Annotated in this window: 21 protein-coding genes; 9 read left to right on the top strand and 12 right to left on the bottom strand. The window is 39.1% G+C overall.

Going from position 1 to position 23,052, the window contains the following annotated elements; genetic code table 11:
- Positions 1 to 11: 11 nt before the first annotated feature.
- The gene (locus ABXG98_RS11140) at positions 12 to 371 is read left to right on the top strand and encodes a gamma-butyrobetaine hydroxylase family protein (protein ID WP_353538758.1); all 360 of its coding nucleotides are present in this window, start codon (positions 12 to 14) and stop codon (positions 369 to 371) included.
- A gap of 41 nt (positions 372 to 412) precedes the next feature.
- Here the strand turns inward: ABXG98_RS11140 and ABXG98_RS11145 are convergent, their stop codons facing one another.
- The 6 genes from ABXG98_RS11145 to dusB form a co-directional block, all read right to left on the bottom strand.
- Positions 413 to 2,272 carry a methyl-accepting chemotaxis protein gene (locus tag ABXG98_RS11145; protein ID WP_353538759.1) on the bottom strand — a complete coding sequence of 620 codons (1,860 nt, stop codon included), beginning with the start codon at positions 2,270 to 2,272 and terminating at the stop codon, positions 413 to 415.
- Positions 2,273 to 2,458: 186 nt separating this feature from the next.
- Complete coding sequence (gene purD, locus ABXG98_RS11150; RefSeq protein ID WP_353538760.1) at positions 2,459 to 3,751, bottom strand: phosphoribosylamine--glycine ligase; 1,293 nt, start codon at positions 3,749 to 3,751, stop codon at positions 2,459 to 2,461.
- An 80-nt stretch (positions 3,752 to 3,831) separates the two neighbouring features.
- Positions 3,832 to 4,710, bottom strand: coding sequence for a class I SAM-dependent methyltransferase (locus tag ABXG98_RS11155; RefSeq protein WP_353538761.1), 879 nt, complete (start codon positions 4,708 to 4,710; stop codon positions 3,832 to 3,834).
- 343 nt (positions 4,711 to 5,053) lie between these two features.
- On the bottom strand, positions 5,054 to 6,655 hold the full coding sequence (purH, locus tag ABXG98_RS11160) for a bifunctional phosphoribosylaminoimidazolecarboxamide formyltransferase/IMP cyclohydrolase (RefSeq protein ID WP_353538762.1): 1,602 nt from the start codon (positions 6,653 to 6,655) through the stop codon (positions 5,054 to 5,056).
- Positions 6,656 to 6,757: 102 nt separating this feature from the next.
- Positions 6,758 to 7,045, bottom strand: coding sequence for a DNA-binding transcriptional regulator Fis (gene fis, locus ABXG98_RS11165; RefSeq protein ID WP_114325692.1), 288 nt, complete (start codon positions 7,043 to 7,045; stop codon positions 6,758 to 6,760).
- A gap of 54 nt (positions 7,046 to 7,099) precedes the next feature.
- Complete coding sequence (gene dusB, locus ABXG98_RS11170; protein WP_353538763.1) at positions 7,100 to 8,107, bottom strand: tRNA dihydrouridine synthase DusB; 1,008 nt, start codon at positions 8,105 to 8,107, stop codon at positions 7,100 to 7,102.
- A 267-nt stretch (positions 8,108 to 8,374) separates the two neighbouring features.
- Between dusB and ABXG98_RS11175 the strand changes: the two genes are divergently transcribed.
- From ABXG98_RS11175 to ABXG98_RS11195, 5 genes are all read left to right on the top strand, one after another.
- Entirely contained in the window at positions 8,375 to 9,232 is an 858-nt protein-coding gene (locus ABXG98_RS11175) for an MBL fold metallo-hydrolase (protein WP_353538764.1), read from the top strand.
- 28 nt (positions 9,233 to 9,260) lie between these two features.
- Positions 9,261 to 11,036, top strand: coding sequence for a GGDEF domain-containing protein (locus ABXG98_RS11180; RefSeq protein WP_353538765.1), 1,776 nt, complete (start codon positions 9,261 to 9,263; stop codon positions 11,034 to 11,036).
- 29 nt (positions 11,037 to 11,065) lie between these two features.
- Positions 11,066 to 11,887 (top strand): SAM-dependent methyltransferase, encoded by an 822-nt coding sequence (locus tag ABXG98_RS11185; RefSeq protein ID WP_353538766.1) that lies wholly within the window; start codon positions 11,066 to 11,068, stop codon positions 11,885 to 11,887.
- 69 nt (positions 11,888 to 11,956) lie between these two features.
- The gene (locus tag ABXG98_RS11190) at positions 11,957 to 12,226 is read left to right on the top strand and encodes a hypothetical protein (RefSeq protein WP_353538767.1); all 270 of its coding nucleotides are present in this window, start codon (positions 11,957 to 11,959) and stop codon (positions 12,224 to 12,226) included.
- Between the two features lie 15 nt (positions 12,227 to 12,241).
- Complete coding sequence (locus tag ABXG98_RS11195; RefSeq protein ID WP_353538768.1) at positions 12,242 to 14,086, top strand: GGDEF domain-containing protein; 1,845 nt, start codon at positions 12,242 to 12,244, stop codon at positions 14,084 to 14,086.
- Between the two features lie 19 nt (positions 14,087 to 14,105).
- Here ABXG98_RS11195 and prmA read toward each other — a convergent pair whose 3' ends face one another.
- Positions 14,106 to 14,987, bottom strand: a complete 882-nt coding sequence (gene prmA / locus ABXG98_RS11200; RefSeq protein WP_353538769.1) for a 50S ribosomal protein L11 methyltransferase — start codon at positions 14,985 to 14,987, stop codon at positions 14,106 to 14,108.
- 115 nt (positions 14,988 to 15,102) lie between these two features.
- On the opposite strand from prmA, the gene ABXG98_RS11205 reads away from it, so the two are divergent.
- Complete coding sequence (locus ABXG98_RS11205) at positions 15,103 to 15,582, top strand: putative 4-hydroxy-4-methyl-2-oxoglutarate aldolase (RefSeq protein ID WP_353538770.1); 480 nt, start codon at positions 15,103 to 15,105, stop codon at positions 15,580 to 15,582.
- A 96-nt stretch (positions 15,583 to 15,678) separates the two neighbouring features.
- On the opposite strand, the gene ABXG98_RS11210 is transcribed toward ABXG98_RS11205, so the two are convergent.
- From ABXG98_RS11210 to ABXG98_RS11220, 3 genes are all read right to left on the bottom strand, one after another.
- Positions 15,679 to 17,301 carry a di-heme oxidoredictase family protein gene (locus ABXG98_RS11210; protein ID WP_353538771.1) on the bottom strand — a complete coding sequence of 541 codons (1,623 nt, stop codon included), beginning with the start codon at positions 17,299 to 17,301 and terminating at the stop codon, positions 15,679 to 15,681.
- 98 nt (positions 17,302 to 17,399) lie between these two features.
- A complete protein-coding gene (locus ABXG98_RS11215; RefSeq protein ID WP_353538772.1) occupies positions 17,400 to 18,545 on the bottom strand; it encodes an imelysin family protein in 1,146 nt (381 codons plus the stop codon).
- Positions 18,546 to 18,578: 33 nt separating this feature from the next.
- On the bottom strand, positions 18,579 to 19,943 hold the full coding sequence (locus ABXG98_RS11220) for an OmpH/Skp family outer membrane protein (RefSeq protein WP_353538773.1): 1,365 nt from the start codon (positions 19,941 to 19,943) through the stop codon (positions 18,579 to 18,581).
- A 216-nt stretch (positions 19,944 to 20,159) separates the two neighbouring features.
- Between ABXG98_RS11220 and ABXG98_RS11225 the strand changes: the two genes are divergently transcribed.
- On the top strand, positions 20,160 to 21,158 hold the full coding sequence (locus tag ABXG98_RS11225) for an NAD(P)-dependent oxidoreductase (RefSeq protein ID WP_353538774.1): 999 nt from the start codon (positions 20,160 to 20,162) through the stop codon (positions 21,156 to 21,158).
- A 94-nt stretch (positions 21,159 to 21,252) separates the two neighbouring features.
- Complete coding sequence (locus ABXG98_RS11230) at positions 21,253 to 22,140, top strand: kinase (RefSeq protein ID WP_353538775.1); 888 nt, start codon at positions 21,253 to 21,255, stop codon at positions 22,138 to 22,140.
- A 65-nt stretch (positions 22,141 to 22,205) separates the two neighbouring features.
- Here the strand turns inward: ABXG98_RS11230 and ABXG98_RS11235 are convergent, their stop codons facing one another.
- Together ABXG98_RS11235 and ABXG98_RS11240 are read right to left on the bottom strand one after the other, a co-directional pair.
- Complete coding sequence (locus ABXG98_RS11235; RefSeq protein ID WP_353538776.1) at positions 22,206 to 22,421, bottom strand: TIGR02450 family Trp-rich protein; 216 nt, start codon at positions 22,419 to 22,421, stop codon at positions 22,206 to 22,208.
- A complete protein-coding gene (locus ABXG98_RS11240) occupies positions 22,408 to 23,049 on the bottom strand; it encodes an HAD family hydrolase (RefSeq protein WP_353538777.1) in 642 nt (213 codons plus the stop codon). The genes ABXG98_RS11235 and ABXG98_RS11240 overlap by 14 nt, the downstream gene beginning before the upstream one ends.
- Positions 23,050 to 23,052 lie beyond the last annotated feature (3 nt).

A 23,052-nucleotide genomic window follows, 5' to 3' on the forward strand; every position in this document is an offset into this window, starting at 1 on the left:
TTTGATCGATTATGACGATAAATAAATTCATCATTAACACCCAAGAAGCGACCTTGACCATTAGTTTTACTGATGGTCAACTCGCCTGCTTGCCTTTTGAGTTTTTACGCGTTTTTACTCCGTCAATAAAGCCTAATGCAAAATCTCACCCCTTAGTCACTCATAAGAAATTAGTAACCTTGCTTAAAATAGAGCATGTTGCTCAACATGGCTTTAGATTACTATTCGATGATCAACACAGCGCTATCTACTCCAGTGAATACCTATGCCAACTGAGCCAAGAATATGAGCCGCGCTGGCAACACTATTTAACCGAGCTAAAGGCTTCTGGCCATTCACGCGAAGCCAAGATAGATATCACCCAATTATAACGGCTGGTATCGCTAGTCATTAAATACATCTTCCTTGTTGATTAAACTTTAAAGCGACTGACCTCATTGTAAAGAATTTCCGCTTGCTGTGAAATTTCTTCACTCATATGGCCGTTTTGCTTAGCCGACTCCCCTGAGTGTTCAGTGACATCCCTAATCATCACCACATGCTCATTAACCTCTTCTGCAACGGTACTTTGCTCTTGAATTGCAGTAGCGATTGAACTAGTCATATCCATAATTAATGACACATCTTGAGCGATTTCTTCTAACATCATCCCAGCTGAATTCGCCTGTTTAGCACTTTCATCACCTTGATCTCGGCAAATAGCCATTAATTTAACAATTTCTTGGGTGCGTTTTTGCAGCTGCCCAATAATACTCTCAATTTCTTGAGTTGAATCTTGGGTTCTACTTGCTAATGTTCTGACTTCATCAGCAACAACAGCAAAACCACGACCTTGCTCCCCAGCCCTAGCGGCTTCTATCGCTGCATTTAAGGCTAATAAATTAGTTTGTTCGGCAATGCCACGAATAACATCAAGCACAGATGCAATGGTGATACTTTCTTTTTCTAACTCTTTAACGACACTTTCTGAATCGAGTAATTTCTCTGATAAATCAGTTATTTGACCAATTGTGCGATCAACCCCCTGCTTGCCTTTGCCAGCATTGTTATTAGTGGTTTCCGCCTTCTGCGCTGTTTCTCTGGTGTTGTCAGCTATTTTATCAACCGTTGCAACCATTTCAGTCACCGCAGTAGCCACTAAGTCTGTTTGTTGAATTTGGGTTTCAACACCAGCATTGGCATTATGAATATTCTCACTTAGGCTGCCAGTAGCTGTATTTAATGTGGCAACAGCAGTATTCACTTCAACAATTAAGTTCCTGAAGCTGGCTAACATTTGGCTAAACATTGCTGCCATACTGCCTAATTCATCTTTTGATTTTACATCTATATTGGTCGTTAAATCATTAGTGTTAGCAATATGCTCCATAGTTTGCTGCAAACTGGTAATACGCGATAGAATATTTTTGCTGATGATAAAGGCCAACAGCATACCGATAACAAGGACGGTAAAAAACAAGCTATAGGCTAGGTTATTTACAAAATCGGTGTCGTCAACAACCACTTGCTCTGTCTTACTGACCAAATTTTCTAGTATGCTGTCAACTTGATGTACTGCCTCTCTCATTTCAGCAAGTATGCCCATTTTAGCGTGATAGCCTAACGCCTGCTGAGCGGTAACTAAAGATAAAAAGCTTGCTTGATAGACGCCTAAAGCATCAACTACTTGTGCTTTTTTATCCGCTGTAAATGCGCTGGCATTTACGTTACTGGTAAGGGTTGCGGTATTATTTTTCAATTGTGTTACATACTTATCATCAAGGCGTAACATGAAATCTTTCTCATTGCGTCTTAACTGCAGCATTTCGCTGCGCAACTGATAATCATCATTACCAATCAAGCTTTCTGCATCATGTACCGCACTTCTTAACTGCCCATACAAGCCATCTTTTGCATGTAAGCCAATTTTCTGCTGCATATCAACCAAGTGTTTAAAGTGTTTTTCATAGCGGGTTAACACCGATTGTAATTGAGTAAACTCACTTAAAGTTAAGCCTGAGTTTTTTAAATCTTGATCTAAAAAATTAATCTGCTGCTGCAGGTCTTGCATATTTTTATTAAATTTATCCAAATATTTAAGATCTTTACGAGCTAGAAAGTCTTTTTCATTTCGCCTTAATTGCAAAACTGCACTTTCAATAGCGCCGATATTAGTTGCAACCTCAATATCATGTTGCAGTGCATTACTTGCATAATTTAATAAGGCAAGCATCAATGCCATAGCCACAGCAAAGACAGCAGTATTTATAATTAATTTATGTTTGATAAGCATAACCAGAAACCCAATATTTAGTGTGCCTTAAAAGAAGTACATTAATTATAGGAAAGCTTTCTGAGTTTTGTAGTTTTTTCTGGCTTAGCAAATAGCTGCTTCTGCTTATTTGACCAACTCCAGCAATGAAAAAGGCCGGTAACTGCGGTTATCGGCCTTTATGACAGGTAAAATTTTAGGTGTTTGTTAGGTGTTTTGCTCGCGCGCAATTGCACGGTAAGCAATATCGGTTCTAAACTCAACACCTTGCCAGCTAATTTGATGTAATAACTCATAAGCGAGTTGTTGTGCCTGGGTTACCGTATTACCTAACGCTGTTGCACAAAGCACTCGGCCACCGTTAGTGACTACATCGCCTTGATCATTTAACTGAGTACCGGCATGAAAGGTTTTAGCACTTTCATTTTGGTTAGTGTCAAGGCCTGTGATCACATCACCCTTAGGGTAGCTTGCTGGATAACCTTGAGCTGCTAGCACCACACCAACGGCTGCACGACTATCAAAAGCGATACTGGCTTTATCTAATTCACCACGCGTTGCCGCTAAGCAAAGCTCAACGAGATCTGATTGCAAACGCATCATAATAGGTTGTGTTTCAGGATCGCCAAAACGACAATTGTATTCGATTACATTAGGCGTACCATCAGCAGCAATCATTAACCCTGCATATAAAAAGCCAGTATAAGGCGCGCCTTCAGCAGCCATACCTTCAACCGTCGGCATAATAACTTCAGCCATAATACGGTCATGAATTTCAGCCGTGACTACAGGTGCAGGAGAATATGCACCCATACCGCCAGTATTTGGCCCTAAATCGCCATTGAGCGCACGTTTATGATCTTGGCTTGTTGCCATTGGTAAAACGTTGGTACCGTCAACCATAACAATAAAACTAGCTTCTTCACCTGCTAAAAATTCTTCAATAACCACTCGGTGTCCGGCATCGCCAAAAGCATTACCCGCCAACATATCTTTAATGGCCGCTTCAGCTTCAGCTAAGGTTAGGGCAACAATAACCCCTTTACCTGCGGCTAAACCATCGGCTTTAACAACAATTGGCGCCCCTTGCTCACGTACATATGCAAGTGCTGGTTCAACCTCGGTAAAGTTGGCATAACTGCCCGATGGAATGTTATTACGAGCTAAGAAGTCTTTAGTAAAAGATTTAGAGCCTTCAAGTTGTGCCGCTTTAGCGCTTGGACCAAAAATAGCTAAACCACGCGCTTGAAAAGCATCAACCACACCATCCACTAATGGCTGCTCTGGACCGACAATAGTAATAGCAATGTCTTCGCTTTGTGCAAAAGTGACAAGGGCTTCGTTATTACTGATATCAATGGCGACATTTTCAAGTTTATCTTCCGTTGCTGTACCGGCATTACCGGGAGCAACAAACACTTTAGTAACTTGACTAGATTGTGCTGCTTTCCACGCCAACGCATGTTCACGGCCACCTGATCCTATAACTAAAACTTTCATTTATACTTCCTAATTAAATTCATTTTTACAAACCCAGCTTAGAGTAACTTCAGCCCTGCTACGCTGGGTTTAAGTGAGTGTTACTTTTGTGCTTTAAAATCACTAAAACTGCTGTTTTCTGGTTTAATAAACTTTAAGGTCATGCGGTCACTTTCACCAATAGCCAGATATTTTGCTTTATCTTTATCACCCAATGCTAGCGATGGCGGCAATGTCCACACACCCTTGGGATGCTGTGCCATATCTTTGGGGTTGGCATTAATTTCACTTGAGCCTGCAAAACGAAAACCTGCATCTTTAGCTTGCTTAATAGTATGAGCTTCTGAAACATAACCTTTCGCTTTTTCAGGAGCAACACCTGCTGGAAGACGGTGTTCAACTACACCAAGCACACCGCCAGGTTTAAGTGCTTTATAAGCATCTTTAAACACTTGCACCACACCTTCATCTTTCCAGTTGTGTAAGTTTCTAAAAGTTAACACTAAATCCGCACTACCTTGCGGTGCTAATTCACTGGGTTTTCTTGGTACAAAATCCGTTAAAACCATCTCACTAAATACGGCATTTGAAGCCAATTTTTTTTGTAGTTTTTTACGTGAATTAGAATAGTAGTTATCTTCGCCTGTATCCGGGTAATGCGCACCGTAAAGTTTACCTTGGCCTTTTAATGCAGGAGCAAGAATTTCTGTATACCAGCCACCACCTGGGGTGATTTCAACCACAGTCATGGTCGGCTTAAAACCAAAAAAGTTTAACGTTTCAACCGGGTGACGATATTGATCTCTAGCTTTGTTTTTTGCAGCGCGATGTTCGCCAGCTACCGCTTGCTCAAGCGCTTTACTGGCATGTACATGTTCACTATGTGCATGAATACTCATGCTAGATAGGGCACCAACACTGAGTGTTGAAGCAATTAACGTTGATGTAACAAATGTTCGTAAACTTTTTAACTTAGTCATAATATTTCCGTTTATTGTTTGCTGTTATCGAAAGTGCATTAGTTATAGCAGATTTTAAATAAACAAGCAGCGATGATTTTATTTCCATACTTAAAATGATTGTAAGTAAATAAATCAACACTGCTTAATATTCGCTAACCACAAAGTTTCTTCATAATTAATAAAGACTCTTTAAGTTGATTAGTTACACTTTTAACGCATAAATTTAGCTTATCAACGACAATAATTAATAAAGATTCTTTAAGTTGATTAGTTACAATTTAAAGGAAAAAGCACGGAGCGTATGACTATACGTGAGCACTTTTAACGCATAAATTTAGCTTATCAACGACAAGAATCGAAATTAATGGCGGAAGTGACGCATTCCTGTAAACACCATAGCAATGTTGTGCTCGTCTGCTGCGGCAATCACTTCATCATCACGCATTGAGCCACCTGGTTGAATTACCGCAGTAATACCCGCTTCGGCTGCAGCGTCTAAACCATCACGGAAAGGGAAGAAGGCATCAGAGGCCATTACTGAGCCCTTAACTTCTAAGTTTTCATCTGCGGCTTTTATACCCGCAACTTTTGCAGAATAGACTCGGCTCATTTGTCCTGCGCCGACACCAATGGTCATGCTATTTTTAACATAAACAATGGCATTAGATTTAACATATTTTGCCACTTTCCAACAAAACTGTAGATCGCGCATTTCATCTTCGCTTGGCTGGCGTTTAGTAACAACTTTTAACTCATCACTACTTACACTTCCTTGATCTCTGTCTTGTACTAATAAACCACCATTAACGCGTTTATAGTCAAACCCTGTGGTTTTAGACTGCCATTGACCACATGCTAATAAACGTAGATTAGGTTTAGTTGCAATCACTTTAGCTGCCGCATCAGATATGCTAGGTGCAATGATAACTTCAACAAATTGACGTGAAATAATTGCGGTCGCGGTGTCAGCATCTAACTCACGGTTAAAGGCAATGATACCGCCAAACGCTGACGTTGGGTCAGTTTTATAGGCGCCTTCATATGCCGCTAGAATTGAATCACCAATTGACACGCCACAAGGGTTAGCGTGTTTAACAATCACACAGGCTGGCTCATCAAACTCTTTAACACATTCTAATGCGGCATCAGTATCTGCAATATTATTGTATGATAATGCCTTGCCTTGTAGTTGCGTTGAGGTAGAAATTGAAGCTTCTTCAGGATTAGCTTCTTTGTAAAAAGCCGCATCTTGATGTGAGTTTTCACCGTAACGTAAATCTTGGGTTTTAATAAACTGGCTATTAAAAGTACGTGGGAATTTAGCTTTATCATCAAATGACGGTGTTGACTCTTCGTCGCCGTAGGCAGGTAACATTTTACCAAAATAATTAGCAATCATACCATCGTAGCTTGCGGTATGCTCATAAGCGGCAATTGCTAAATCAAAACGAGTTTTAAAAGTTAAAGAGCCTTCGTTAGCATTCATTTCAGCAAGCACGCGATCATAATCGCTAGTATTAACAACAATCGCCACGTCTTTGTGATTTTTTGCAGCGGCGCGCACCATAGTTGGACCACCAATATCAATATTTTCAACGGCATTTTCTAAGGTACAGTTTTCATAACTCACTGTGTTAGCAAACGGATAAAGGTTAACCACGACCATATCAATAGCACTGATATTGTTTTCTTGCATCACACCTTCATCTAAACCACGACGGGCTAAAATACCGCCATGGACTTTTGGATGTAAAGTTTTAACACGACCATCCATAATTTCAGGGTGCCCAGTATAATCAGACACTTCGGTCACTGGAATGCCATCAGCGGCTAAAAGTTTCGCTGTACCACCGGTTGAAAGCAGTTCAACCCCTTTTTCGCTTAAGCTGCGAGCGAATTCAACAATACCCGATTTATCAGAAACACTTAATAGTGCGCGTTTAATAGGACGTGGAGTATCCATTATTTTAAGTACCTTTCATAAAATTTAAATCGATATAAGTAAGTTTTATTACTTATATAAAAACAGAAAAGCACCCGTGGGTGCTTTACATTATTTGAATTTTTAGTTCATACCGTATTTTTTTAACTTCTTACGTAAGGTACCGCGGTTAATACCTAGTAAGTTTGCTGCTCTTGTTTGATTTCCGCGCGTATACATCATCACTTCTTCTAACATTGGCGCTTCTATTTCACTTAACACAAGGTCGTACATGTCATCAACGTCATTGCCATTTAACTGTTTTAAGTAGTTATTGATAGCTATTTTAGCTTGTGTACGCAACGGAGACGTTTTCGTTTGCGTTTGAATATCACCAGTGATGAATGGAGAAGAAATATTTTGTTCGAACATAATGTACAACTCTTTCTATTAATAATAAGTATAAATTAAACAACCAATTGTTCGCTAATGAACAAGTTGATCAAAACAAAGGTTTAGCATCTCAAGTTGTTCACTAGTCGACGACAAACCATTAAATGTAGCTCTAAATTCTTTACCATGTTCCCCAGCGAAACACTGTGTATAACATTCGCCAAGTGACGCAAGAGAATGTATATACCAAGAAACATGTTTACGAGCGATTCTCACGCCCATAAAATCACCATAAAACTGATGCAATTCCTTTACGTGTCCAAGTAAAATTGAACGTACCTCACTCACTGAGGGAATCGGCATTACGGTGCCTGTTTTCAAAAAATGGTTAATTTCTCGAAAAATCCAAGGTCGCCCTTGAGCACCTCGGCCAATCATAATTGCATCGGCTCCGGTATAGCTTAATACTTGCTCAGCTTTTGCTACTGAGGTTATATCGCCATTTGCAACAACTGGAATTGAAACTGCCTGCTTAATCGCCTTGATAGTGTCGTACTCAGCATTGCCTTTATAAAAGTCATTTCGAGTTCGACCATGTACTGCAAGCGAAGCAATACCGTTATCTTGTGCAATTTTGGCTATTTCAACACCGTTACGGCTATTTTCACACCATCCTGTGCGAATTTTTAACGTTACCGGAATATTTACCGAATTCACCACAGCTTTCACAATTTGCTCAACCTGTGCTGGCTCTCTTAACAAAGCAGAGCCCGCTAATTTTTTATTTACTTTTTTTGCTGGGCAGCCCATATTTATATCAATAATCTGCGCGCCATTTTCAGCGTTAATTTGGGCAGCAAACGCCAATTCATCGGCACAACTGCCAGCAATTTGTACGCTGCGAATACCCGCACTTTCACTATGAATCATTCTCAGCTTTGACTTTTCGGTATGCCAAACTTTAGGGTTAGACGATATCATTTCTGATACAGCCAAACCGGCACCTAACCGACAACACAATTCACGAAAAGGTTGATCAGTGATACCTGCCATAGGCGCAAGAAAAACGTTGCTGTCAAACTGATATGAACCGATTTTCAAACCTTCACCCTACTGATTACTTTTTGACCTACCCTGCAAAAGGGCGCTAAGTTTACGTGTTTTTTTGCCCCTTGAAAAGCATATAATTTAAACAAAATTTGATTTTATTTGTATTTTTAATATTGACTTTTGCCAAACCATTGATGTGAACAGTTTTTGTACAATCACTTGGGCTTATTCGTGATAAAAATCACCTCAAGCCCATAACACTTTTGAAAAACGCTGATATAGGTTAAGGTGGTTTTATCAACAAAAGAGATAAATGCTATGAAAATATTAAACCTAACTCTGTGCTTTTTATTTATTTGCACTTTAGCCCATGCCAGTAATTTTGATGACATAGAAATGAAGGTGACCAAAGCCGGTGGCGAGGTATACATGTTACAAGGTGCTGGGGGCAATATTGGCGTATTAGCTACTGCTTCGGGGTTGTTACTGGTCGATGACCAATTTGCTCCTTTGGCAAAAAAAATTGAACATGCTATGGATGGTATTAGTAGCAACCAACTCAAGTATATTGTCAATACTCATTTTCACGGTGATCATACCGGCAGCAATACTTATTTCTCAGATAAAGCCCCTATTTTTGCGCATCAAAATGTCAGAGCAAGACTGAAAAACCAAGCTGAAACTAAGCAAGCAGCCTTGCCTGTGGTAACTTATGAACACGGTATTCGCATTTACTTAGCAGCGGAAGAAATTCAATTAAGTCATTTCCCTGCTGCCCACACAGACGGTGATACCATAGTTTATTTCACCCAAGCCAACGTCCTTCATACTGGCGATCTATTTTTTGAACTGGGCTTTCCATATATCGATTTAAATCATGGCGGTAGTGTTAAAGGTTATTTAGCTGCTGTTAATAGTATTATCGCATCGATGCCTGACGATGTTATCATTATTCCTGGACACGGTGAGCTGACAAATAAAACGCGCTATATCGCTTTTGCGAACATGATCGATTACAGCATCAAGCGAGTTGAAGGCTTTTTAGCGCAAGGTAAAACTGAACAACAAATATTAGCTCTAGGTATTGGCAAAGACTATCAACAGTGGTCGTGGCGCTTTATTAATGAAGAAAAGTGGCTAAAAACGCTGATCAATGATTTAAAAACCAGCCATTAATTCATTATAACAATAAAACATTTACAGCATGAATAAACAAACACCTAAAAACATTTTGTTGAGATTATGTGTTATTTTACACCTAACGATAGCCTCTATTGCGATGGCTTACGGTCAAACATCAATTGATGATAAGTTATCGCAAGCAGATCAAGTCGCAACTAATGATCCAGAGCTTTTTGCTAGTTTGCTACAAGAAATAAAGCGTAACGACAAGCAGCTGAGTACGCAGCAGCAACATCTACTTGATTTTCTTGTTGCGCAACAATTAATTTTTCACTCAGAATATCAAGCGGCAATCGTTTCAATTAAAAGCATTATTAATTCAAACGCCAATACTTTATTGAAGTTTAGAGCCAAACTGAGCCTGATAAATATTTTTACCGAAACTCACAATTGGCCAGAAGGCTTGTCCTACCTTTCAAGTGTTTTAACTGATTTACCTTCAATAGATAACGAGGCAGTCTATCAACAAGGTTTGGTAACAAGCGCGACATTTTACAATCAACTTGGTCAATTTCAGTTGGGTTTAGATACAGCAAAACGCCTTGCATCACTCAATACCAATGCAGACATGCAGTGTGTTGCTAAAATGCTAATGTTAGAGTCAAGCTTTAAACTAGGACAGCTTTTAGCCAATGACCCCAGCATCCAAAGCGCTATTAATACTTGCCAACTAAGCAATAAAGCACTCCCCATTAGCTTTATTCATTCATATATTGCCAGTATTGCCATAGCAAACAACAACCCAAGTAAAGCAATCACCTTGTTAACCGCGTCTTTACCCGCAACAATAAGTACCAATCATGGCCGAATTGTCGCTCAATATTATGCATTATTAGCACAAGCATATTGGTTAAAAAATGAGATTCCCTTAACGCAAAAATTTGCCTTAAAAGCCCTTGAGTTTCAGAAAGATACAAGTACCACATTAGCTAAAATAAAGGCTTATGAATTACTGTACCAAGTTGCACAATCACAAAAAAACTACGAATTAGCCTTACTCTATTATAAAAAACACGCTATCGCCGATAAGCATTACTATAATGATGCGCAAGTAAAGCATTTAGCAGTACAACTTGCTGAAAATAAAAGTATTGCCCAAACAAACAAGATAAATTTACTGAAAGAAAAAAACCAACTGCTAACCACAGAGCAAGCACTAGTTAATGCTTATGCTAATAACAACCTGCTTATTATACTGGTATTAATGCTGACCTTGTCGGTACTGGCATTTTGGGGGTATCGATTATTGAAAGCAAATAAGCGAATCAAACAGCTCGCTGAATACGATGATCTGACAGGAATATTCAACCGCCGCCACTTTACCCAAGTAGCCAACAATGCCATTCGGTATTGCCACAGTGCCGAGCAAGAATTAAGTGTCATTATGTTTGATTTAGACCATTTTAAAAAAATTAATGATAATTATGGCCATGCTTGTGGTGACTGGGCATTAAAAAGAACCGTACGGGTTTGTAAAAAATTTGGCCGTCGAAACGATATATTCGCTCGTTTAGGTGGTGAAGAATTTTGTATCTTGTTAACTAGTTGCAATAGTTTAACCGCACAACAAAGAGCAGAAGCTTGTAGACAAGCTATTGCTGAGATTGACACTACAGAGTCTGGGTTTGATTTTACAATAACCGCAAGCTTTGGTGTATCCTCAGTTAAAAATAGCGGCTTTGAATTAGAAAAATTATTAGCTGATGCAGATAGTGCAACCTACACCGCTAAGAATAACGGCCGAAATCAGGTGGCAGTATTTCACCCTGACATTAAAAGTCAGTTGTATGTAGTTTAATACTTTAGATATTTCAAAGGATAGCCTGAATGAAAGCAAGTTTAATTTGTGTTGGCACCGGCATGACCCTTGGCGCACACATTAGCCCCATTACTAAAAGCTATATTGAACAAGCCGATGTTGTATTCTCGCTAATGTCCACGGGTATTACCGAGCGCTGGGTAGAAGAGATGCATGCAGATGTGCGTAGTTTACAAGCTTTTTATCAAGAAGGTAAAAACCGCCATATTACTTACAATGAAATGGTTGAAGCAATATTAACCGAAGTACGCTTAGGCAAGTCTGTGGTGACGGTATTTTATGGGCATCCGGGGGTATTTGCTTGCGTTAGCCATAAAGCCATTGCACAAGCCAAACTCGAACATTACCCCGCCCATATGGAAGCGGGTATATCCGCTGAAGATTGTTTGTATGCCGACTTAACTATAGATCCCGGCAAAACTGGCTGTATACACTACGAAACCAGTCAGTTTATGTTTTATCATCGCACTATTGATCCCGCTGCTCATCTTATACTGTGGCAAGTTGGCTTAGCTGGCGATAAATCGCTGACCAAATTTGCTACCGGTAAAGCATACCGCCAAGTATTGGTGGATTTATTATTAACAAGCTACCCCGGCGATCATCACGTTATATTATATCAAGCCAAGGTGTTACCCATAGATACCATGAGAGCAGAAAAGATAAGGTTAACCGACTTAGTCAAAGCTGAGCTATTTATGCACACTACGTTGGTTATTCCGCCCAGTGAAAAAATGCGCCCCAACCAAGCAATTCTCAACAAATTAGCGGCATTAGATAAGCAAGAACAACAAACTAAACCTAGACCTAAGCTAACGCTAGTGTTATAAATTATTAGAGAATAAAAACACGACACTTTTACGCATCTAGGTTAACGCAACGAAAACGGAGCAATAAGCATGACAAGTATTATTCAAGCATTAGCACAAATGGGCCAAGATGCCAGTTTACAAAACGATTCCGCCATTGAGCAATGGTTAACAACAACAGGGCTTGATGAGCAACTAGCAACCGCTATTGTTAACAAAGATATCATCACGCTTGAACGTCAGTTAGATGTGTGTCCCGATGTGGTTTGTATAATCCTTACTCCTGATGAGGATGATGATGAAAACGAAGATGAGGATGATTCAACCGAAGAAACAAACCAACGTGTTGTTGGTTTATAATCAAGACGTATATTGATGAGAGCTGGCAAAACCCATAACGGGTTTATTAACTTAAGGTTTGTTATCTCTAGTGTTAACGCTCTTATTTTGATCACTGTGTTTATTAGCTTATTGGTACAAGCTGATGGGCACAGTCACTTAAATTCACAAACGACCTTTGATGAAAAACTCGCACAAGCTGATGCTATAAGAAGTAGCCAACCCAAAAAATTTGTCAAATTAATCAAACAGCTTAATCAGCAGACGAATGGCATTACTGATTCGCAACAATTCTCTCTTGATTATCTAAATATTTACCTCTTAATGTATCAAGGCGACTTAGCCGCAGCTGCGACTGCTGCCAAAGCATTAATCAACTCTGATACCAGCGCTTTATTAAAATTTAGAGCCCAAATAGCTTTAGTTAACGCTTATGGCGTTAGCCAAAATTGGACTGAAGGCTTATCCTCTTTATCAAGCATGTTAGCTGAATTACCATTGATAGATGAAAAAAAAAGTTACGCTCAAGGTATACTAATTTCTGCTATTTTCTATAATCAAATCGGGCAATACCATTTGGGCCTGTCTTACGCTAAAAAAGCTGAATCAATTAGCAAGCACGGCAGAGATCAGTGTATTGCTAAAGCACAAATTATCGAATCGTCTTTCAAGCTAAAGCAACTAACTTCTACAAGCCCAATAATTGAGCACGCCATCAGTATATGTCGAATCAATGATGAACCGCTTATTATTAACTTTATTCATTCTTATGTAGCCAAACTTTACCTTGAAAATCAACAACAAGATAAAGCATTGTCATTATTAAATGCAACCTTAGAAGACACCTTAAATACTAATTATTCTCGTATTATTGCAGAGTATTATGCATTACTTGCACAAGCCCACTGGTTAAATAACAACGCGAACTTAACCAAACAATTTGCCTTAAAAGTGCTTGAATATGAGAAAAAAGAAAATACTACTCTCGCCAAAGTTTCAGCGTATAAATTATTGTTTGAAGTGTATCGAACACAAAAAAATTACGAATTAGCCTTGTTGTATCATCAAAAATTCGCCATTGCCGATAAACTTTATGACAGTGAAACACAAGCTAAGCATCTTGCTTTTCAGCTTGCGGAGCACAAATCTATTGCACAACAAAGCAAAATTGACTTACTTAGCCAACAAAATGCACTATTAAAAAGTGAACAAGCCCTATCCCGAGCTAACACTGAAAAAACCCGATTGATTATCATGGTATTAGCTCTGACGTTAGCGGTGTTAACTTTTTGGGGATATCGTTTATTAAATGCCCATAAGCTGATAAAGAAAATGGCTGAGTATGACGCCCTCACCGATATATTTAACCGTGGACATTTCACCCATGTTGCCAACAACACCATAGAGTATTGTCAAAGTACCGAACAAGCCTTAAGCGTAATCATGTTTGATTTAGACCATTTTAAAAAGGTCAATGATAATTATGGCCATGCTTGTGGAGATTGGGCATTAAAAAAAGCGGTAATGGTTTGCCAAGAGAACAGCCGTCAAAATGATGTGTTCGCCCGTTTAGGTGGTGAAGAATTTTGCATTATACTCACAGGGTGCGATAAGCGGGCAGCATTAAAACACGCAGAAATCTGCCGACTTGCTATTGCCAATATTGATACCAGCGAGTCAGGTTTTGAATTTAACATTACCGCTAGTTTTGGTATTACTGATAGTGATACTAGCGGTTATAACTTAGAAAAACTATTAGCCGATGCTGATGAAGCCGCTTATCAAGCCAAAGACTTAGGCCGCAATCAAATAAGCATTTATGAGAATGAACAAATGAGCGCAACCGTTATAATGTTAGAGGACTCGCCCAAAGCCACATAACAATCAAAGAATACGACGGTTATTTACGCTGACCATTTAAACGAACCCACTCTTCTTTTAGGGTCACAGGGTCCATATCGCACCATTGTCCATAAATGTCTTGTAAGGTTTGTGCTTGTTCTTCTAAAACACCTGACAATGCTAACAAGCCTTTATCACCCACATATTCTATAATGGTGGGGGCTAACTCGCGTAATGGACCTGCTAAAATATTAGCCACAACCACATCGGCTTGGTACTTTGGCTGATCTTTAGGTAAATACAATTCAAGTCGGTCATCAACGTTATTGCGTTTAGCATTAGCAAGGCTCGCTTGTAACGCTTGTGGGTCAATATCAATACCAATCACTTTTTTAGCGCCCAATTTTAATGCGGCTAGGGATAAAATACCTGAGCCACAACCAAAATCTACTACGGTTTTATCTTGTAAATCTAAACCATCAAGCCAAGTTAAACACAAGGCAGTGGTTGGGTGGGTGCCTGTACCAAATGCTAACCCCGGATCGAGCATAACGTTGACAGCACTAGCATCTGGCACATCACGCCAACTAGGACAAATCCATAAACGCTGACCAAACTTCATTGGGTGGAAATTATCCATCCACTCACGCTCCCAGTCTTTATCTTCTAGCGGCTCAAGTTTGTATTGCATTTGGGTTTTATCGGGGTGAATACCCTGCAAATAGTTAATGACTTTATCCATATCATGGCTAGCCTCAAATAACCCCATCACTACCGTATTTGACCAATAAATAACGTCATCACCCGGAAGCGGCTCATAAATAGGGGTATCTTGTGCATCGATAAAAGTGACTGCTTGCGAGCCACAGGCAACTAACCAGTTGCTATATTTTTCTGCAGTTTCTTCGTTAGCACTTAATCTAAGTTGTATCCAAGGCATGTTGTTGTTCCGATCATTTAGGTTGGTTTATGGTCACAATAATTGTTCGCAATGGTAGTTTATCATTGATTAGTGCTAGAGTAGGAACAAATTCATTTGTTATAAGAAATTTTCTATGCTTGATTTGCTACCCGATTTATTTGATCAACACTCACCTCTTTTGCAATTAGCCCAACCCGTATTCAATGATTATGGCGCTAACATTATTTTTAGTGGGGAAATTGTGACAGTTTCGTGCTTTAACGATAATTCAAAAGTGAAAGAGTTAGTGGCAACTGACGGCACAGGTAAAGTGATGGTGGTTGACGGAAAGGGAAGTTTAACACGCGCATTGTTAGGCGATATGCTCGCTGAACAAGCCGTTGCAAATGGTTGGCAAGGAATTGTAATTAATGGCTGTATCCGTGACGCTGGCACTATTGCAACGCTACCGCTTGGCGTTAAAGCATTGGGTTGTAACCCTATTAAAACAGAAAAACTCGGCGTGGGTGAAATCAATACCCAAGTCTCGTTTGCTGGGCTTGAGTTTACCGCTGGTCACTATATTTATGGTGATGCTAATGGCTTGGCGATTAGTGAAAAGTCATACACTTAGCTATAAAATTATTTAAGCCACTTGAAGATGCAAGTTTCAGGTGGCTGAATGCTGCATCTACAAGAGAAGCAGTTTTATTAAAAAGACATTACATGATTATAAAGACATAACAAAATTAATTAATGATTGGCGTTCAGATTTTTCTAAAGCCATAAAGTCATTTTTACTTTGTTCCGCTTCACCTCCATGCCATAAAATAGCTTCTTCAACACTTGCCGCTCTACCGTCATGTAAAAAACCTGCCGCAGGGTTTACTGTTTTAGTTAAGCCTATTCCCCACAAAGGTCTTGTTTTCCATTCTCGACCATTGGCAGTAAAGTCACGGCGATTATCAGCAAGGCCGTCACCTAAATCATGTAATAACATATCAGTGAATGGGTAAATATGTTGGCCTTTTAAGGCTTCTGGCGCCACCAAACCGCCGACGTATTGATTACCCGTTCCCGTAATAAAATCAGGTTGATGACACCCTGTACAATTAATTTGGGTAAATAGTTGCGCTCCTGCAATAACAGACTCGTCATCAATATTGCGTCTTGCCGGCACAGCTAAAGTTTCAGCATAAAACACAACATCATCAGAAAACGATTGGGTTGCTTCAGTACCACCTTGCTCATCAACACCTGTGTCAATAAAGCCTGTACGTGCAAGGTAGCTTTCATGTAATGATGTGTTAGCAATACTTTCTTCTGGAAATAATGGGTTAGTTACGCCCATGTCACCACGTAAAGCACCAAGCGACTGAACTCTTACGCTAGGTGTACTTGCTTTCCAGCCAAAACGCCCTAATGAGACAGGATTAGGATCGTTATTTTTAGCTTTTACAGCATCATAAACCCAATTAGGACGACCAGAAATACCATCGTTATTTCTGTCATCTTCATCTGATAAAGCTAAAATGTCGGCTTCGTTAATCACTTCCAATAACCCTAATCCAAATACAGGCATTCCGTTTCTCGGGCTATATCTTACATTAGCTTGTAGAAGCGCACTATTGCCGGGATTTTCATCGTCAGTATCGTATGGCTTTTCAATAGTAAATATTGGTTTTTTAAGCTCCGTAGTGCTGCCATCAGCATAGGTGGCGGTTGAATATTCATAGGAGATATACACATTGGCTTGACCAATAAATGGGTTTTCTTGCCAGTCAGCTCGCGCTTTTAAAACACCTCGATGAAAAAGTTGCGTACCAAAACCATCAACACCTACATTTTGACAATAGTTATTGTCTAGTGTCGGTTCTGCACATTGGCCATCATCGATGCTTATTCGTAAAAAAATTCCTGCGTCTGATCCTAATAAAACACGAGTTTGATCTTCAGCAATAGTAATAGTTGATGAGCGACCGTCGCGTTGATGGCAGGAGTTACAATCTTGATTGTTAAATACTGGCCCTAAACCATCCAACTCTGGATGCTCTGTATTAGGCGCTGTAGTGTAGGCAGTCTCAAAGTGCGTATCACCGGTTAAGTGTTGTTCTAACTCAGCCGCGGTTAAATTAGGCATTGGTGTTGAAAAACCATGACCTGAATCACTCGCATCGATTGCTGTTGCGTCGCCGCCTAAATTACTCACATGGGTGTAGGCAACCTGAGTTATTTCTTGTTCTGAATCGTTCTTACTCTCATCTGAACTACTTGAATTGCAGCCAGAAAGAACAGTTGAACAAATCAGTATAATAGATAAATTCGTTAATTTTGCTCTTCTTAAATTTTTCATCGAACATAGTTCCAGGGTACTATTTTGAAGTGTCGTGATAAAAAGACTAAACCTCCTTGTCCAGTATTTTTTTACATAAAAGGGTAATGTTTACTATCTTACTGCTGCCATGCTTGTAATTTAGTTAATACATCATTTTCAAGAGACGTTTGCAGGATTGATAAAGCATCAATTGCCACTTGAATACGTACACGTCCATCAACATCATTAATGGCTTGTCTAAAAGGCATATCAGAATCACCGGCAATAGCTTCTATTGCTGCAATAGCATCAACAATTTCTGTATCTATTCTAGTAGCAACTGTTGAATCAGCTGCGTTTACAAAATCAATAATACCTGCTTTATCAGCTTCAGCTAAAAATTCACCACGGTAAATATTTTGCACACCGCGGATATTGTCAGTAAAGTCAGCTAGAGAATTCCAGCTATATTGTGATTCTACCTTTGAGGTATCAATATTCTCTATACTGCTACCAAAGGGTTCTGCAATTTTACCGTTACCTACCTCATCAACAATACCGATCATACCATTAATTAATTCTTCCACTACACCCAGTTGCGACGCATACACCTCATTATTTGCACTCAATAATAACGCTTTATAAGCGGGTGAGTTTTCATCATTAGGATCATTAGCTACTGTCCAAGCATCAAATAATGTTTGTGTATAGCCTTTAAATACTTCTGCTGCTGCTGACAGATACTCACTTTCAAGTGTGGTCATTTCTTCAATGCTTTTTTCATTATCAGTAACACCATCACCAAATAATAAAAACTCCATGGTATGAAAACCTTGTACATCATCATTAAAAGTCTTTAATTCGTCAGCACTAAAACTAGTTTGAGAATCTAATAAAGCTTGTAAATCACTAGTATTTAAAGGCCACGTATCTAAATGTGGATCGATAGAAAGCGCATCGACTGGCCCAAAAATATGTGATTCGCCTTGTTCCCACGGTACTCGAACATCTTTCCATGCTTGCTGAGCTGCAGCTAAGTTTTCTGCCGATGGTGTATTTACTAAGTTTTGCGTTGCTAATAAGAAGTCAGCAGCTTCATCATTAAGGTTTTGATAACCTGCAACAATAACATCATTAGTTAAGTTGGTAATCATCTCGGTTGCAGCAAAACTAAATCCTGTAGGCTCTACAACAGCTACGTCATCATCAGATGAACTCCCACCACAAGCTGTTAATACAAGTGCTGACATAGCTGCGGCTAATAAAGATTTTTTAAATATCATGTTTTTCCCTTACTTAATTTGAATTAATTGTGTTTATATTGAAAAGAAATAACCCATAGATAAGCTAAAACTGTTGTTATCATCTAAGGTATCTAATGCATGCATTTGTTGACCCAGTTCAGCTTTTAATACGATATTTTCTATAGGGTAATAATTCACGCCAAAGGCAACAGATTCGAGGTTAAAACGCTCAGTTGCTATGCCTTGTTCAACTTTTTTAATGGGGTTTGCATACTCATAAATGCTATAGAAGTATAATGGCTTGCTTAAATTAAAAAGATGTTGACTGTTGTATGATAGCTCGACGAATGATGATTCTGCTTCACTCCCCAATTGTGAAAAGTTGCCCGGCTTTAAACCGGGTGTGGTTTTATTGGCTGTAGTGATGGCTTCACTATCGTCTAACGTGCCAAATAAATATTGCCCACGTATTAACCAGCTTTCATAGCTATAGGCACCATGAACACCAAAAATTCTTAAGTTACCATCACCTTCAACTTTAGAGTTATTGTTACGGTTACCTTTAGTGTCACCTGTATAGTAACTAATACCAATACCTTTCCCAGCTTTAATATCTCCGTAATCTAAACGAAGTGTGAGAGCTAAATCATCAGCATTCACACTTTCAAATCGTCGTTGATGACCAGTAGCAACCCAGTTATAGGTTCGAAAATACTCTGAATTTAATCCTGTGGTGATTAACGTTTGAGCGGTAAAGTTATGCCATTTACTGATTAAATTAATACCTGTTTCATGCCAAACTTGAGGGATAAGGGTTACTTCACTCCAATAACGTTGTGTTGAAAAGTATTGAGTTGGTTTATGCAAATCAGTGCCCAAACCAACAGGAACAAATATATGCCCCATTTTTACAGTAAAATAATCATTAGCCGTGTATTTAACCTGCATTTTTTCAACAATAACCTCACCACCTGCTTCCACTTCAGTTTCAAACTCACCAAATTCTTCAAAACCATCATATTCTAGTGTTGTGCCTGTACCACCGTGTTCATATTCCAGTTCAATTTCTACTTGCCACTTCGGATCAAAATCATAAACAAATTCCAGTACTACGCGCTCTAAGTCTGTACTAGCTCTTCGTTCAGGATTTGTGTCTTGAGTATTTTGATAAACATCTTCACTTTTATAAAGCAAACTACCGTAAGAGTTAATTTCCCAATTCTTTTTGCTCGTAGCACTTTGTTTTACTACTGAGGTGTTATGGTCAATTTCTTTAATAGGGCTAGCTTTTAAATCGGCTAATTGTTTTTCAATAGATTGCAGTTGCTTTTGTTGCTTTTCAAATGCAATTTCTAACTCAGATTGTGTGGCAGCAAGTGCGCTGTTATTTAAGAAAAATGCGCAAAAAATAACGGTTGGTATTACTAGTTTTTTCATAAGGACAATAAAAACTCAAATGATAATCAATATTGTTTGCAATAATAATACTAACAAGCCCTTATTGCAAGTGATAATGATTGTTGTTTACATTTCGTTTGATGCTTTTAAATTGGTACTTTGATTAAAACGTTGTTAATCAATTTTGAGATAATCTTTTTTGCTAACTTATGATAAAATTAACCTATCTGATAATTGCCTTATTTAAAGTTAAAAATGAAATATTTTCCTGTTTTTCTCGATGCAAATAAACTCTCAGCTATGGTGATTGGTGGCGGAGAAGTAGCCACTCGTAAAATTGAATTATTATTAAAGTCGACCACCCAAATTACCGTTATGAGTGAAACGGTGTGTGCTAGTGTTGAGCGGTTAATTAACTTACATCAGTTAACCTGGTTAAAGCATAATTATCAGGCGGGACATTTTTCTACAATTAACTTGGTGATTGCAGCCACTGACGACATGTTGGTAAACAAGGCTATTTATCAAGAAGCGACACCACTTAATATACTGACCAACGTAGTAGATCAACCCGATCTGTGCACCTATATCACGCCAGCAATTATTGATAGAAGCCCGATGATTATTGCCTTATCAAGCTCTGGTAGCTCGCCTATTTTGATACGTATGTTACGTGAGCAAATTGAAAAAACATTACCACAGGCCTACGGCAAGCTCGCTGACTTTTCTTTTAAGTTTCGTGATCATGTTAAAGCACGCGTTAAAGGATTACGCAATAGACGCAGTTTTTGGGAGAACACCCTGAGAGGGCCAATAGGACAAGCCATACTCAATGGCAAACAACAACAAGCAGAACAGCAATTAATTGCCAGTATTAAACAAGAAATCGCTCCACCTTGCGGAGAAATTGTATTTATTCATAGCAAAGACGGTAACCCAGACAACATAACCTTAAGCGCCCATCGCACCATGCAATTTGCCGATGCTGTTTTTTATGATGATGACGTTAACCCTGAGCTAATTGAGTATGTTCGCCGAGACGCTGAAAAATTTCCACAATCGGTAAAGTCTAGCATTCTAATTAATTATCAACATGCAATTGAGTTAGCCAAGCAAGGACAAAAAGTGCTTTATTTACTCGCGGGTAATGAAGCACTGCCAGCTAATGCAGCACTAAACAGCAGCGGAATAAATACCCAGTCATTTACCTTTGGCGATAATGGCAATGGCGCTTGTGCTACTGATGAACATTAGCAGAAGTTGTTATTGAGATAAATTGTCACATTGCGGTTTTATTCACCATTGATGATATCGCTCGAATTACTTTATACCAATGGCATGGCAAAGAATGATGCAAACCTTTATCGACAGGCATGTATTACCAGATGATTTTAACCGGGTAATTAAGGCGTATTATCAGCCCTTAGCTCACCGGTTATTCAATCTATTTGATTCAAGCAACTCACCTTTTTTTGTTGGTGTTAATGGTTGCCAAGGAAGCGGGAAATCTACCTTGTCAGCCTATATTGCAGATTACCTGTCACGTGTGCATGCGTTAAATGTTGTGGTGATGTCATTAGATGATTTTTATTTTGCTAAAAGTGAACGAGATCAGTTAGCTACTCAGATCCACCCTATGTTGAAAACACGCGGGGTGCCTGGCACACATAACACCTCGTTATTATCATCAGTGATAGCGCAACTCAAAGAAAAAAAATCCAATGTTGTCATTCCTCAATTTAATAAAGCAACAGACAACCCCTACTCTAAAACACAGTGGCAATGTATTGACCAACCTGCTGATATCGTTATTTTAGAGGGTTGGTGTTGGGGCGTGCCCGCTCAGAAACAAGCTCAACTTAGTCAGCCAATTAATGCGCTAGAAAGGAACAACGACAGTGAAGGAATATGGCGAAATTACGTTAATCAACAATTAGCAAGCTATTATCAGCCTCTCTATCAATGCTTCGATTATTGGATTACCTTACAAGCACCAACATTTGATTACGTATATCAATGGCGATTAGAGCAAGAACAAAAATTAGCGGTATCTCTTGCTGCTAGAAAGAAAGCAACGCAAGATGAGCTAATGAATGCTGAACAAACACGACACTTTATACAGTACTTTCAACGGCTAACAGAGCATGGCATAAAAACTTTACCGTTATTCGCCGATACCACCTTTGTTTTAGCTAAAAACCGCTGTATTCAAAGCGTGCAACAAGCCGACAGATAATGTTGCTTGCTATAGTGTTCTGAAGAGCTAGGTTTAGCTATAGTACTTCAGCACTTCTAATAGAATTACTGCCACCCCATTAACCACTGGGTACTGTCTTTCAAGTCACGCCAGTTAATTGCATACTCATTGTTAGTCATCGCTGCTTCAATCACGCATTCCACTACCCTCTGGTTTTCATCAAAGACCACCTTAGTGATGATAAAATGTTTTTCTTTATTATTAATTTCAACTTTGGTCCACTTGCTGTTGAGCAACACTTTAGGATTAACTTTGTTCATGGTGTGTGAGGGTATCTTTAATCGTTATATTGATAGGTTTGTGTGTCTGTTCAATAATATCACTCAAGGCATTGAGATCATCAACGACAAACGTCGCCAAATTTGCATACTCTAATGTTTGACCGTAGCTCACTAAACAAGACTGGGTTTGTGCATTATTTGCCATTAGAATGTCATACAAAAAGTCCCCCACACACAATATCTGATTTGCAGGAATAGACCAATGCTGTGCTAAATATAGCAATGCATCAGGTGCAGGTTTTGCCTTGAAATCTTCCCGAGTTAATAACAGATCAACATTTAGGTTATTGTTCTTGAGCTTCAATGATCCCGCTACTTTATTATTACGTGTAACAATAGCATACGGTATATTCAAGCGACTAAGCAAAGCGAGTACTTTATCAGCACCGGCAAGTTTTGTGGCATGATGTGCGTCGGCCATCTCATAATCATTAACCACTTGTTTAGCAAGGCATTGCTGCTTTTGTGGAAGTTGGTCAATAAAGGAAAGTACATCAACTTCAAGCGGACAGCCAACCGCTGCTTTAATTTGAGTAAAGTTTAAAGAAGACGAGACGAGTGTGTTATCTAGGTCAAAAACGACCCCAGCAAGTGGTTGTTTGATCAAATT

This window comes from Colwellia sp. KU-HH00111 (genome assembly GCF_040362745.1).
In the GTDB taxonomy this organism is placed as follows: domain Bacteria; phylum Pseudomonadota; class Gammaproteobacteria; order Enterobacterales; family Alteromonadaceae; genus Colwellia.

Excerpts from the sequence above, each read along its gene's own strand:
- ABXG98_RS11155 (WP_353538761.1), bottom strand. The coding sequence starts at position 4,710 with ATGACTAAGTTAAAAAGTTTACGAACATTTGTTACATCAACGTTAATT.
- purD (WP_353538760.1), bottom strand. The coding sequence starts at position 3,751 with ATGAAAGTTTTAGTTATAGGATCAGGTGGCCGTGAACATGCGTTGGCG.
- ABXG98_RS11195 (WP_353538768.1), top strand. The coding sequence starts at position 12,242 with ATGAGAGCTGGCAAAACCCATAACGGGTTTATTAACTTAAGGTTTGTT.
- ABXG98_RS11215 (WP_353538772.1), bottom strand. The coding sequence starts at position 18,545 with ATGATATTTAAAAAATCTTTATTAGCCGCAGCTATGTCAGCACTTGTA.
- ABXG98_RS11140 (WP_353538758.1), top strand. The coding sequence starts at position 12 with ATGACGATAAATAAATTCATCATTAACACCCAAGAAGCGACCTTGACC.
- purH (WP_353538762.1), bottom strand. The coding sequence starts at position 6,655 with ATGGATACTCCACGTCCTATTAAACGCGCACTATTAAGTGTTTCTGAT.
- ABXG98_RS11190 (WP_353538767.1), top strand. The coding sequence starts at position 11,957 with ATGACAAGTATTATTCAAGCATTAGCACAAATGGGCCAAGATGCCAGT.
- prmA (WP_353538769.1), bottom strand. The coding sequence starts at position 14,987 with ATGCCTTGGATACAACTTAGATTAAGTGCTAACGAAGAAACTGCAGAA.
- ABXG98_RS11225 (WP_353538774.1), top strand. The coding sequence starts at position 20,160 with ATGAAATATTTTCCTGTTTTTCTCGATGCAAATAAACTCTCAGCTATG.
- ABXG98_RS11220 (WP_353538773.1), bottom strand. The coding sequence starts at position 19,943 with ATGAAAAAACTAGTAATACCAACCGTTATTTTTTGCGCATTTTTCTTA.
- ABXG98_RS11205 (WP_353538770.1), top strand. The coding sequence starts at position 15,103 with ATGCTTGATTTGCTACCCGATTTATTTGATCAACACTCACCTCTTTTG.
- ABXG98_RS11185 (WP_353538766.1), top strand. The coding sequence starts at position 11,066 with ATGAAAGCAAGTTTAATTTGTGTTGGCACCGGCATGACCCTTGGCGCA.
- ABXG98_RS11210 (WP_353538771.1), bottom strand. The coding sequence starts at position 17,301 with ATGAAAAATTTAAGAAGAGCAAAATTAACGAATTTATCTATTATACTG.
- fis (WP_114325692.1), bottom strand. The coding sequence starts at position 7,045 with ATGTTCGAACAAAATATTTCTTCTCCATTCATCACTGGTGATATTCAA.
- ABXG98_RS11145 (WP_353538759.1), bottom strand. The coding sequence starts at position 2,272 with ATGCTTATCAAACATAAATTAATTATAAATACTGCTGTCTTTGCTGTG.
- ABXG98_RS11230 (WP_353538775.1), top strand. The coding sequence starts at position 21,253 with ATGATGCAAACCTTTATCGACAGGCATGTATTACCAGATGATTTTAAC.
- ABXG98_RS11235 (WP_353538776.1), bottom strand. The coding sequence starts at position 22,421 with ATGAACAAAGTTAATCCTAAAGTGTTGCTCAACAGCAAGTGGACCAAA.
- ABXG98_RS11175 (WP_353538764.1), top strand. The coding sequence starts at position 8,375 with ATGAAAATATTAAACCTAACTCTGTGCTTTTTATTTATTTGCACTTTA.
- ABXG98_RS11180 (WP_353538765.1), top strand. The coding sequence starts at position 9,261 with ATGAATAAACAAACACCTAAAAACATTTTGTTGAGATTATGTGTTATT.